Here is a 12,434-nt window from a genome sequence, read left to right on the forward strand (position 1 = left end):
TCAGATTAATTCAGGAGCCAGCCCCGGCACCTTGACACCGCGCTCTCTCGTCAATTTTCGAAACTCTTCGGTCAGCAGGAGCGTCGTCGCGCCGGGGGTGCCGTCCCCGATGGTGCGGGAGTCCACGTCGACGACCGCGATCACCTCGGCAGCCGTGCCGGTTAAAAACACCTCGTCGGCCACGTATACATCGTGGAGCGTAAACGGCTTCTCCTCGCAGGGGATGCCGTGCAGTTCGCACAGCTCCATCACCGCGTTGCGCGTGATCCCTTCGAGCGCGCCCAAGTAGGTCGGCGGCGTTGTCACTTTTCCGTTTTTGACGAGAAACACGTTGTCGCCCGAACCTTCGCACACATACCCTTCATGGTTGAGCATTAGTGCTTCCAAGACACCAGCTTGTGCGGCTTCGATCTTGACGAGGATGTTGTTCAGGTAGTTCAAGGACTTGATCTTCGGATTCAGCGCATCCGGCACGTTGCGCCGCGTGGGAACCGTCACGATCCGCAATCCCCGGTCGTAATTTTCCTGCGGGAACAGTTTTAACTGCTCGGCGATGATGATCACGTTGGCCTGCTTGCAACTTCTCGGGTCCAAGCCGAGATCGCCGACTCCCCGCGAGACGATGAGCCGGATATACGCATCCGGGTAGCGGTTGACCCGCAGCGTTTCCAAGACGGCCTGTTCCATCTCGTCCGGTGACATCGGGATCGTCAAGAGGATCGACTTCGCAGACTCATACAGCCGTTTGATGTGCTCGTGCAGGCAAAACACGTTGCCCGCATAGCTGCGAATCCCCTCAAAGATCCCGTCGCCGTACAGGAACCCGTGGTCATAGACAGACACCACCGCCTTGTGCTTTTCCACAAACTCGCCGTTCAGATAGATCAACTGCTCACTCATTCTCCACCACTCCTTGTTTTTTTGTGTTCTTGCAGGGGTCGGGAATAAAAAATTCCCTCGCCCCAGTCTTGGAATCTCTCGTAGGAGAGAATTATTCCAAGACTGGGGCGAGGGAATCGCGGTACCACCCAGTTGCTCCATCTTCTCACGAAGATGGACTCTGCGAGTTTTTGAAAAAACTCCGGCCTGATAACGAAGGCCCTCCGTCGCCCACTACTCGGACGCATCCGCGTCCTTTGGCAGGCAAAGCTCCAAGGTGATTTTCAACGTCGAGATGGTCACCGCCCTCCCAGCCTAGGGGCAGCTCTCTGACACCAGCGCTCACGTCTACTCTTCCTTTTCTACGCCTTTTATTTGGTTGTCTGAAAATAAAAACGCCCCAGTCATCGGAATGCCGATGACTGGGGCGAGGGGATCGCGGTACCACCCAGTTGCTCCATCTTCTCGCGAACATGGACTCTGTGAGTTTATCAAAAACTCCGGCCTGATAACGAAGGCCACTCCGTCGCCCACTACTCGAACGCATCCGCGTCCTTTGGTAGGCAAAGCTCCAAGGTGATTTTCAACGTTGAGATGGTCACCGCCCTCCCAGCCTAGGGGCAGCTCTCTGACACCAGCGCTCACGTCTACTCTTCCTTTTCTACGCCTTTTATTTTGTTGTCTGAAAATAAAAACGCCCCAGTCATCGATTTTTCGATGACTGGGGCGAGGGATCGCGGTACCACCCAGTTGTTCCATCTTCTCACGAAGATGGACTCTGCGAGTTTCTCAGAAACTCCGGCCTGTTAACGAAGGCCACTCCGTCGCCCATTACTCGGACACATCCGCGTCCTTTGGCAGGCAAAGCTCCAAGGTGATTTTCAACATCGAGATGGTCACCGCCCTCCCAGCCTAGGGGCAGCTCTCTGACACCAGCGCTCACGTCTACTCTTCCTTTTCTACGCCACGATATCGAGTGCGATCTGCTCGTTTACAGATCACATCAGGTTTGTTGAGTTCAATACTAGGCAACTCATAACCGAAAGTCAAGCCCCTTCGATGAGAATTTTTTTGGTCGGGGTGAATTTTGTATTGGGTACTCCTATTTAACAATACGACCAAGAAAGGGAGCGGGGGCTGAGGAATATCATTTAACAGATAAATGCAAACCATACCCTGATAATTGTAGTGTTCTTGTTGTGGAATACTCGAATGAATTCACACTTTACTGTAAATGTTTCCGTAACGAATCCTTCCTTTTTTTACTCGTAGGTAATCAAAAATTTGTATGTTAATGAATGACTTGTGCAAAACCCACAATGAAAACCGATTGACAAGGGGCTACCTGAAAAAGGTGAACCTCCAGGCTGGGAAGCACAAGGGAGGTCTATTTCTTTTTACATGATCATTCCTTCTGCCGCATATCTTTCAATTGGAAGGAAATCCTATTCCGACGCACAACTGTAACCCCTTTTTCACAGGATGTTTGCTATAATGGTACGGACTCTATAGAAGTGAGGAAACGCAGAATGGGGACTTATCATTCTCGATGGTATAAAGACTTAGATTTGTTCTTGATCTTTGTCGTGCTCGCGATCTGTGCGGCGAGTGTCGTGGCGATCTCGTCGGCGACGCATACGAGCGGCAATGGGTATGCGATCAAGCAGATGGCGTTTATCGGCATCGGGCTGGTCGCGATGATTTTCTTTATTCGGACTGATTATCGGCTGTTGGTCAGGCATGTGGAGATTCCGTATTGGTTTGTGATTCTGCTCCTGATCGTCGTGTTGTTTCTGCCGGAGATCAAAGGGGCGCATGCGTGGATTCCCATCGGGCCGTTCTCGTTGCAGCCGTCGGAGTTGTTCAAGGTCGTATTTGTTCTGATGATGGCGAAGTTTCTCGCCAATGAGGATGAGGACGAAAATGGGCATCGACCCGACCCGCTTCGAAATTATCTCTTCCTGGCCGCTTACGGCATTCTGGGCATCGGCTTGATCGTCATCGAGCCGGATCTCGGGCAGACGATGATCTTGATGGCGTTGATCGGTTCCGCCATGTTTGTCCATCTGCCGTCGAAGGTGTTCTGGTCGCTGGCGTTGGTCGCTGTCATCTTTATCGTGATCTTTTTCTCGGTTGTGGCGGTGTACCCGGATGAAACTTTGGCGATCTTTAAGGCGTGGAATGAAAAAGGCATTTTGGAAGACCATCAATACAAACGTTTCCTTACGTTCATCCACCCGGAGGACGATCTCGCCGGGGGCGGCTACCAAGTCTATCAAGCCAAGGTCGCCATCGGCTCCGGGCAGTTGTTCGGGAAGGGGCTCTACCAAGGCTCGCAGACGCAGGGCAACTGGGTGCCGGAGCAGCAGACCGACTTTATCTTCACCGTCATCGGCGAGGAACTCGGCTTTGTCGGTTCGGTCGCGGTGATCTTCCTCTACTTCCTGATGTTCTACCGGATCATCATGAACGGCCTGCGGGCCGGGGACCGCACAGGGATGTATATCTGCGCGATGGTAGCGGGGATGTTTACGTTCCAGTTGTTTGAGAACATCGGCATGAGCTTGCAGTTGATGCCGATGACCGGCGTCACCCTGCCGTTTATCTCCTACGGCGGCTCGTCGGTGCTGGCGAACTTCATGTTGATCGGCATCGTGCTCAACATCGGATTCCGTCGCCGCAAATTGAGTTTCCGCAACGCATGACCCATTTTAAAATACGTGTCGAGGAAGAGCGTCCGAACCAGCGGCGCTCTTCTTTTTCTTTCGCGACCGCATACTTGCCGAAAAATGACAATATTGATAAGGTTGTGCATGGATGAAGTCTACATCATCGCATCAGTCAGAGGAGGTCCTGCTGCCATGGCTTTTCTGCACGGATTTTTGTTGGCTTTCGGCTTGATCCTGCCGCTCGGTGTGCAGAATGTGTTCGTATTTAACCAAGGCGCGACGCAGCCACGCTATGTAAAGGCGTTGCCGGTGGTGCTCACGGCCTCCTTGTGCGATCTGCTCTTGATCTTGCTCGCTGTCACCGGAGTGTCCGTTCTGGTGCTGCAGTTTGCATGGTTCAAATACATCCTGCTGGTCGGGGGCCTGCTGTTTCTGCTCTATATGGGGTGGGTGACGTGGAAGAGCGGAGCCGCGCCGAATGAGGAAGACTCGGAGGCTCCCTCCGCGACCCAGACGGCACCCGTCTCCGCGAAAAAGCAGATCTTGTTCGCCGCCTCCGTCTCGCTGCTCAACCCGCACGCGATCCTCGATACGGTCGGCGTGATTGGCACGTCGTCCTTGCAATACGCCGGTGCGGACCGGGTGTGGTTTACGGCGGCATGCATCGCGGTGTCGATCCTGTGGTTTTTCTCTCTGGCGGCGGCCGGGCATTGGGTCGGGCGGCTCAATCCGAATTTCCTGCCGATGCTCAATCGCGTCTCGGCACTGGTCATGTGGGGAAGTGCGGTGTATCTGGCCGTCTCGCTGGCGTAGCGAATACCGCTCCATGTCCGTGGGAAAACTTTGCTATAATAAGATCAAGCAAACTGCGAGTCTCCGTATACGAGACTCGTTCTTTTTTGAAAAGAGGGAATCCCGAGTGAAGATCAAAGAAGTGATCGTCGTCGAAGGCTATCACGACAAGCAAGCGATTGACGCAGCGGTGGAGGCAGACTGTCTGCTGTCGAATGGCTCGGAGGTCAGTGAGAGCTTTTTGAAACAGGTGGAGCGCGCCGCCAAGGAGCGCGGTGTGATCATCTTCACCGACCCGGACTCGGCCGGCGAGCGGATCAGACGCCTCGTGTCCCGCCGGGTGCCCGGATGCAAGCACGCCTTTCTGTCCCGAGAGGAAGCGCGGGCGAAGGACGGCGACCTCGGCATTGAAAACGCCAACGCCGACTCGATCCGCCGCGCGCTCGAGAGCGTACGCACGGAGTGGACGGGCAGCGAGCCGGAGTTTTCCTGGGTGGAGATCATCGAGTATGGCCTGACCGCTCACCCGGCGGCTGCGCAGCGTCGGATGGCGATCGGGGAGCGGCTTGGCATCGGCTATGGCAATGCGAAGACGTTTTGGAAAAAGCTGAACATGCTCGGCGTCTCCCGCGCAGAGTTTGAAAGGGTGTACGCGGAGGTCGAACCTGACTATGTCCCGGAACCGCGTCCGGAATAGGAGGAGTACATACGGTGAACAAACGATTGGTCAACCCGTCGGTCACACGCGAGATCGTGAACCGTTTTGAGTTCCAATTTAAAAAATCGCTCGGTCAGAACTTCCTGATCGACGGCAACATCCTCGACAAGATCGTCGAAGCGGCCGAACTGGACAAAGAGTCCGGCGCACTGGAGATCGGGCCCGGCATCGGGACGCTGACCCAAGAGCTGTGCGAAGAGGCGGGCCGGGTGCTGGCGGTGGAGAAAGACAACCGCCTGCTGCGCGTGCTGGCCAAGACGCTGGAAGACTACGACAACGTCCACGTCCATCACGCCGACGTGCTGGAGGCGGATCTGCATGCGCTGTTTGCCGAGCACTTCGCAGGGCGCAAGGTCAGCGTCGTGGCCAACCTGCCGTACTACGTGACGACGCCCATCGTCATGAAACTGCTGGAGGAAAAACTGCCGCTGCGCTCCATCGTCGTGATGGTGCAGCGCGAGGTGGCCGACCGCATGGCAGCCAAACCGGGCGGCAAAGACTACGGGGCGCTGACGATTGCCGTTCAGTATTACACCGAGCCGTCGATCGTCTGCCGGGTGCCGGAGTCGTCGTTCATGCCCGCGCCAAACGTCGAGTCGACGGTGATCAAGCTGAAAGTGCGGGAGACGCCGGCCGTCGAGGTGGCGGATGAGCGCTATTTCTTCCATCTCGTCAAAGCGTCGTTTGCCCAGCGTCGTAAAACGCTGCTGAACAACCTGCAAAACAACCTCCAGCCGAAACTGGAAAAAGACGCGCTCCTCGCCGCTTGCGAACGCGCCGGCATCGAGCCGCAACGTCGCGGTGAGACGCTGTCTCTGGAAGAATATGCAAAATTGGCAACGGAACTGAAAGCAGCCCTCGTGTGAGGGCTGTTTTTGTTTTATAATGGATGTAAATATTTGGGCGACACAGAAGGGGGCGAGCTATGTGAAGGAAACGAAGTTTCACGAAACACAACCGCCGTATCTGTCAGAAGCTCCAGACCGGGAATCAGCCCTCGACCCGCAGATCGCGCAGTTGCAACGCATCGAAGCAGGCGGCCTGCTCAAACCGGTCCAGTTGAGCACGATGCCAAGGTGGTTGCGGATCGGGGGCTATGTGGTGCGGGCGATTTTTGTGATGATGCTCCTGTTTGGGTTGTATATGAGCTTGACGGGCCATTGATCGAGAACAAATAAGCTTATGATGTATTCTTACATCTGCCGGGTGATAAATAGGCACTCGTCTACATGATCCCTGCCGTTCCCGAATAAACTAGGGGCAAAGGCGGTGAGATCATGGACTTTGTGAACGCAACGAAGGGCAAGCTCAGCCTCCCTCTGGTCGTACAAGACATGCTGTCCTATATGCGCGAGGCACCGGATGCCGAATACAAGATCACGATCGGCTCCGATTCGCAAAACAAAGAACAGCGTCGGCAAACGACGTTCGTCACGGCGGTGATCGTGCATCGCGTGGGGAAAGGGGCCCGCTACTACATTCATAAAAAGTCACGGCCTCTGTTCAAAGCGATGCGACAACGCATGTATACGGAAGCCTCCATGTCTCTCTTGGTCTGCTCCAAACTGCAAGAACTGTTTGAAGAACTGCCGCAACAATCTCCCAACCTCGAAATCCACCTCGACATCGGCCAGAACGGCGCCACCCAGCCCCTGATCAAAGAACTGCTCGGCTGGGTCGAAGGCAGCGGCTACGAGGCCAAGATCAAACCGGATTCGTTCGCCGCTTCGAAAGTGGCCGACCGGTATACGCGCGTCTGAAAAACAGCCCGTCTCTCCACGAGATCGGGCTGTTTTTTTATCGTTGCGGTGCTGTCCTCGAATAGTCGGTCAGATCGCGCGGGAACCATTTGACGCCGATGCTGCCGCGTCCGGTGTGATCCGGTTTGTTGACTTGGTACTCGTCGGCCGACAAAGGCTTCATGTTGACCAACAGATGCGTTTTCTCCGGGTCTTCCACGTAGAAGGTCAGGCCGCGCACCTTGTCGAGCACGAGCGGTTGCGGACCGAACAGCGGGTCTTGGATCGCGGTGATGTTCAGCCAGGTCTCGCCGTCCTTATGAGCGACGGCATACTGGACGTATTTTTGCGCGACCGAGTAGTTGAGCAGGCGCGACGTGCGGGCGACGAGCACATGGCCTTGCTCTTGGTAGCTTTCCAGCATGCGCAGGGTCTGGACGCCTTTTTCGTCGAACGGGAACCCGATGTTGTAGCCGCCGAGATGTTGGCCGATCACGGCGTATTGCTCGTTCTCGATCAGGGCATCGAGGCGTTCCTTGGTGATCTGACGGTGTACCTCGCGCGGGACCCATGTCCAGTCGTGGGCTCGATTTTTTTGCTCGTGCGTGTAGCGGTGGATGCCCCAGATCTTTTGCCCGTCGCGCAAGGAGATCTCAAAGATCGGCGAGTCGTTGCCAAATTGGGACTCGCCCTTGGAGTTCCAGACGAAGTGGACGCCGTTTTTGATTGTCAAGTCGGTGTGGTAGTTCGGTGATTTGGGGTTGTCGCCTTCTTGGTATTTGGAGAACTGCTTCGGGTGAAAGGCACCGAAAGCATCGACGTTGGCTTCGTTGCCGTGGTTGATCCAGACTTCACACTGGATGCCGTTCGCCTTCATTTCCTCCCAGGCTTTGACTGCATACTCGCGCTTGAACACGACGTCCTTTGGATTTTTGCGGGAGAAATCGCCGAACGTGTGCATCGAGTCGATCCAGCCGGACTGCCAGTAGTGTTTGATCAGGTCTTTGTAGCGGTATTTCGTCATGTCGGTGTAATCGAACCACGTCATGATCCCTTCAAAGCCGTGACCCGATTTGTCGGCGATGTTCGGCTTGTCATTGGCGAGGTAGAACCACATCGAGTCGCCGACGTCGAGACCGACTCCCGGCCCCACGCCGGGGATCTCTTCCTTTGTATTTAAAAAGCGATGGTATTCGGCGAACTCCTCCGGTGTCGTATCGTCGATGTCGGACGCGAACGCCAACATGCCGCGATACGGGTGCGGAAATTTGCGCAACTGGCGCTGATTGGCGGGAACAGACCGTTGCAAGGCGGCTTTGAGATCTTCCGGCACGGCCACCGATCCGGCCCGCTGTCGGAACAAGATCGCGTCTTCCAGATGCGGCGGGTAGAACGCGGGCGTTTCCGCTTTGAAAGAAAGCTCAGTCCCAGGCTCCGTGCTGGTCTTCTCCGCAGCCGGAACGCAGCCGCTGACCGCAAGCATCACAATGAGACTGGACGCGAACCCTGCTTTTTTTATGTGTTTCATCCCTTATCCCCCCCAGGTCGGCTTCCTCTTCATTATCAGAGGAATCCCAATTTTTGTCTATTGGTAATTTGATGTTTATTTATTGAAGGTAATATTTACATATCTCCGAAGTATGATAAAGTAGGGGTAAGAAGCGATCCTTGAAATCGCATACAAAGAGGGAGGAATATTTATGAAAAAAATTCTGAAGATTACAACAGCGGCAGCGATGCTGGGTGTCTCGCTGGCTCCGCAAGCGGTGATGGCGGCGGCTCCGGCCCCGATCTTGCACAATGACAACGCAACGTACAAGTTTGGCGACTGGTACCACGGGGCGATCCCGCCGAACGTTGATTCTAACAAGCCGGTCATCCTTTTCGTTCAGGGGCTGCACTCCGACTACACGACGTGGTACAACTCGGACGGTTTTTATGACGCCGCGTACAACGCAGGCTACCGCACGGCGTTTGTCCAACTGAAGGACGCGGACGGCGGCGGCGGCAACATGTGGACCAACGGTCCGGTGCTGGCGAACGTGATTCAGAAAGTTCGCACCTACTACGGCGTGAACAAGATCAACATCGTCGCCCACTCCAAAGGCGGCATCGACACGCAGACGGCGTTGGTGCATTACGGCGCGTATCCGTACGTCAACCTCGTGCACCAGCTCTCCACTCCGAACAAAGGCTCGGAGATCGCCGACATGGCGTACAGCTCGTGGACGTGGTGGCTGGCGGCGATCATGGGGCAGCGCGATGACGCGGTGTATTCGTTGCAGACTTCCTACATGAGCAATTTCCGCAATCAAACGGATGGTCGGTCGGAAAACAACTACACCCGCACCTACATGTCGGGCGGCACGGGTGATGACGGGTTCTTCTCGGCGACCTATTACTCCCGCGCGTTCCTGCCGGGCGAGGATGACGGCGCGGTGGCGATCTACTCCGCGTTTGGCCTGCCGTACGGGTACTACGGATTTACAGACAACGGGTCGGACCGCCTGTCGCACACCGAGATGCGCTACGCTTCAGAGACGTGGTGGCAAGTCAGACCGCGCCTGACCACGACTTCCTACTACGGCGCAGTGGCACCGAACATGCTGGCTTCGAAGGATCTGATCTCGCCGACCGCATCGGTGGAAGAGAGCAGCAACTACATCCTGCGCGGCGGTGAGATCGCCGGGACGGCAACCGACACCTTCACGCTGGAGAGCGGCCTGAACGCGATCCGTCTCGACCTGATGACCGCGTCGAAAGCGACCCAAGTCACGCTCGTCTCCCCGTCCGGCAAAACGTACACCGGCACGGCGTCTGACGGCTCGACTGACGACCTCGCGTTTGCCAAGGCGTCGCACAACCTCTTCTCTATCGACAAGCCGGAAGCGGGCACTTGGACGGTGCAGATGGAGGGCGCGAACGACGCGTACTTTATGAACGCGGTCCTCGAAGGCGGCTCCCAAGTAAAAGTGAAAGCGAACAAAAAAGTCCACAGCAAACAAGACGCGACCGTCTCGCTCTCCCTCGCCCTCGACGGGGCGAAAGTCGACGGTAAACAGGTGAAGATCGCCAAGCTGAACAAAGCGGAGAAAAACGGCACCTCGAAGAAGAGCGACGTCGAACTGAAAGCCGACAGCAAAGGCGGCGTGACCGCAACCTTCGTCAAGCCGACCGAAGCGGGCGTCTACAACCTCTCCTTCGACGTCGTCGGGACGAACGCAAAAGGCGAGGCTGTGACCCGCTCGGTCAACTACAACTTTGCCGTGACCGACGAAGCGGGCAATCTGCCGAAGTAAGGAAAGGAATAGGAAGGCAACGAACCCCTGTGCGGATGCACAGGGGTTTTTGGGGTGGGGGGAGGTTGGATCGGGGAGCATTGCGGAGGTTACAGCAGATTTGAAGGAATGTTGCAGTAAACATTTATTGGAAGCCGTTGTAAAGTGATGGTAGTATTGGATTACACCAATTAGTCATTTTTTCGAGGTGAATCCTGATGAGTCGCATGATTGATACAGCAAACATACGAGTCGGTGCGCGAAATTTTTACGCGGCGGCACATGAAATGCACGGGAATGCCAAGCATTTGGATCACATCTATCAGAACCTTTCCAGCGGTCAAAACGGGTGGAAAGGCGAAGGGGCAGAGGCGTTTCAAACGGTGAACAATCAGATGCGGGATGACTGTTATGCAGCGGCCCGGGCGTTTGAACGCACCTCGTCTGTACTGAGTACGTTGGCCGGGATGTTCGATCAGGTCAACCAATTGCGTCAACAGGCTGACCATCTCGACCGGCAGATCGATTCTCTGGAGTCGCAACTTTGGGGTGCGGAAGAGACCCGTCGGTCCTCGTTGCGCAGTGAGATCACGCAGTTGCGTCATCGGAAGTCTTCGCTGGAGCATGAGGCGGACTCGCTGGAGTATCGGGCTCATTCGGCTGCTTCGTCGCAATTCCAACAGATTGAGGCGATGGCCAATCGCTTGCATTACGGGCCTGGAGGCTCTGCTCATGCAGAAGAAGGGGGCCTGATCGACAAGACGAAAAATTTCCTTGGCGGCTTATGGGATTCTGCAAAAGAAGCCGTGGACGAGATCGGAGACAAGGCCGAGGAGTTTGGTGACTTTCTCGAAGCCAAAGCGGGAGACCTTGAGCACTTCGTCGAAGAGAAAATGGATGAGTGGCTAGATGATGAGATGGAGTACTACGCCCGGATCGCATGGGGCAACTTCGGCGATTTTGCCGAGGGGGCTGTGTGTTCATTTGCGAACAATATGACCTACGGGTTGTTTGAAGAGTATTTGCTTGATGACGATCCCTCGCGCGGACAAGCCTATTTCCTCGGCCGCATCGGCGGCGATGCGGCCGCCGGCGCGGTAGGGGCCGCACTCACAGAAGTCGGTTTCGGCGCCGCATCCGGCGGTGGCTCGACCGCTGTCGCCGCCTTGGCAGGAGGCCCGGCAGGCTGGGTCGTCTCCGGCGGAGCTCTGGTCGTCGCAGGTGTAGGCGTCGCCGGCATGGCATACGGCGGGGGCGTGGCTCTCCATTCGGCTGCACAGGCCTCGAAGGACTGGGATCTTTTGATGCGGGCACAGGGGAGCGGTGGAGGAAAATCCGGTGGGAACGGTACTGTTGAAAAGCCTGTTAGTTACGACCGTCCATCTGGTTTCAGAAAAGGAGTTCGTGACAAGGTATGGGATAATGCAAAAGACGCGGATGGAAAAGTAAAAGATCCGCTAACCGGTCAAGAAATGGATAGAGGCCAGCCTTGGGATATGGGGCATAAGCCAGGTTTCGAGTTCCGTAAACATAAGGAGAGCGCAAAAGAACGTGAAATCACACGTAAAGAGTTCTTGGATGAATATAACGAACCGAATCATTATCGACCTGAATTGCCAAGCTCTAATAGAAGTCATAAAGGGGAAGACATGTCAGATGATTACTTTGGGCCATGATACGTCGAGGAGGAATTGTAAATGACAGTATCCATTCAAAAGAAACAGATCGCAAAAGCTGCCTTTCAAGTCTTTGGTGGCAAGCCTTCTGTCTTCAAATATTGGGATAACCAGCAAAAGAACGATGTCGACATTCTTTCTTGTCCGGACCGCCCGCAGGCGGGGGTGACCTCCTATTCGACGATTGGACTGTCGGATGCGTCGATTGGCCTGACTTCGGATGAAGTCCCGTTGCGAGTGGAGATTGTGGGGGCTTGCGGGAGTGCGTTTGCGGGATATGCGAATGTATTGGCGACGTGTGCGTTTGATGTGATGGAAGCGAATGCAGAGTGTCGACCGGGTGCTGTTCTTCGCGATGCGGTGGCGGTGAACGTTCCGGATGTGGAGATGAAGCATGTGTGGCTCGTTCCGCCGTTTTTATGGGAAGAGGAGCTAAAGACGCTGGAGTTTCCTTCGATGAAAGTGGCTTGGTTGCTTGCTGTGCCGATCTCAGAGGCGGAGCGGGCCTTTGCCGAGGAGCAGGGGGCAGAGGCGCTGGAATCTTTGTTTGAAGAGAAGCAGATCGATCTGTTTGATCTGCGCCGTGCGTCCGTTTTATAAGTTTCATGGAGGAAGGAGCCGTTGCCGGGTGCAAAGGCCCTTTTTCTTTTCATTGACGCCCCGCCGCCTGAGGGTGGATAATA

General features: G+C 55.4%; 11 protein-coding genes and 2 other annotated features. Of the genes, 9 read left to right on the plus strand and 2 right to left on the minus strand.

The window, feature by feature from the left end; genetic code table 11:
* Complete coding sequence (ilvE, locus tag OS242_RS18615) at positions 1-900, minus strand: branched-chain-amino-acid transaminase (RefSeq protein WP_267153202.1); 900 nt, start codon at positions 898-900, stop codon at positions 1-3.
* A 100-nt stretch (positions 901-1,000) separates the two neighbouring features.
* Positions 1,001-1,253: a binding site (T-box leader), on the minus strand.
* 46 nt (positions 1,254-1,299) lie between these two features.
* Positions 1,300-1,552 (minus strand) — a binding site (T-box leader).
* An 856-nt stretch (positions 1,553-2,408) separates the two neighbouring features.
* On the opposite strand from ilvE, the gene OS242_RS18620 reads away from it, so the two are divergent.
* From OS242_RS18620 to OS242_RS18645, 6 genes are all read left to right on the plus strand, one after another.
* The gene (locus OS242_RS18620; protein ID WP_267153203.1) at positions 2,409-3,584 is read left to right on the plus strand and encodes an FtsW/RodA/SpoVE family cell cycle protein; all 1,176 of its coding nucleotides are present in this window, start codon (positions 2,409-2,411) and stop codon (positions 3,582-3,584) included.
* Positions 3,585-3,740: 156 nt separating this feature from the next.
* Positions 3,741-4,361: a LysE/ArgO family amino acid transporter gene (locus OS242_RS18625; RefSeq protein ID WP_267153204.1), complete on the plus strand. Its 621-nt coding sequence runs from the start codon at positions 3,741-3,743 to the stop codon at positions 4,359-4,361.
* Between the two features lie 106 nt (positions 4,362-4,467).
* Positions 4,468-5,037: a ribonuclease M5 gene (gene rnmV / locus OS242_RS18630; protein WP_267153205.1), complete on the plus strand. Its 570-nt coding sequence runs from the start codon at positions 4,468-4,470 to the stop codon at positions 5,035-5,037.
* A 14-nt stretch (positions 5,038-5,051) separates the two neighbouring features.
* Positions 5,052-5,924, plus strand: a complete 873-nt coding sequence (gene rsmA, locus OS242_RS18635; protein ID WP_267153206.1) for a 16S rRNA (adenine(1518)-N(6)/adenine(1519)-N(6))-dimethyltransferase RsmA — start codon at positions 5,052-5,054, stop codon at positions 5,922-5,924.
* 61 nt (positions 5,925-5,985) lie between these two features.
* Positions 5,986-6,222 carry a hypothetical protein gene (locus tag OS242_RS18640; RefSeq protein ID WP_267153207.1) on the plus strand — a complete coding sequence of 79 codons (237 nt, stop codon included), beginning with the start codon at positions 5,986-5,988 and terminating at the stop codon, positions 6,220-6,222.
* Positions 6,223-6,335: 113 nt separating this feature from the next.
* The gene (locus tag OS242_RS18645; RefSeq protein WP_267153208.1) at positions 6,336-6,818 is read left to right on the plus strand and encodes a ribonuclease H-like YkuK family protein; all 483 of its coding nucleotides are present in this window, start codon (positions 6,336-6,338) and stop codon (positions 6,816-6,818) included.
* 37 nt (positions 6,819-6,855) lie between these two features.
* Here OS242_RS18645 and OS242_RS18650 read toward each other — a convergent pair whose 3' ends face one another.
* The gene (locus tag OS242_RS18650) at positions 6,856-8,325 is read right to left on the minus strand and encodes a hypothetical protein (RefSeq protein ID WP_267153209.1); all 1,470 of its coding nucleotides are present in this window, start codon (positions 8,323-8,325) and stop codon (positions 6,856-6,858) included.
* Between the two features lie 172 nt (positions 8,326-8,497).
* On the opposite strand from OS242_RS18650, the gene OS242_RS18655 reads away from it, so the two are divergent.
* The 3 genes from OS242_RS18655 to OS242_RS18665 all read left to right on the plus strand — a co-directional run bounded on the left by OS242_RS18655 (position 8,498) and on the right by OS242_RS18665 (position 12,351).
* Entirely contained in the window at positions 8,498-10,096 is a 1,599-nt protein-coding gene (locus tag OS242_RS18655) for an esterase/lipase family protein (RefSeq protein WP_267153210.1), read from the plus strand.
* A gap of 197 nt (positions 10,097-10,293) precedes the next feature.
* A complete protein-coding gene (locus tag OS242_RS21340) occupies positions 10,294-11,751 on the plus strand; it encodes an HNH/ENDO VII family nuclease (RefSeq protein WP_323372978.1) in 1,458 nt (485 codons plus the stop codon).
* A gap of 21 nt (positions 11,752-11,772) precedes the next feature.
* Positions 11,773-12,351, plus strand: a complete 579-nt coding sequence (locus OS242_RS18665) for a suppressor of fused domain protein (RefSeq protein ID WP_267153211.1) — start codon at positions 11,773-11,775, stop codon at positions 12,349-12,351.
* Positions 12,352-12,434: the final 83 nt, after the last annotated feature.

The organism is Tumebacillus lacus, from assembly GCF_026410385.1.
Classification (GTDB): Bacteria; Bacillota; Bacilli; order Tumebacillales; family Tumebacillaceae; genus Tumebacillus; species Tumebacillus lacus.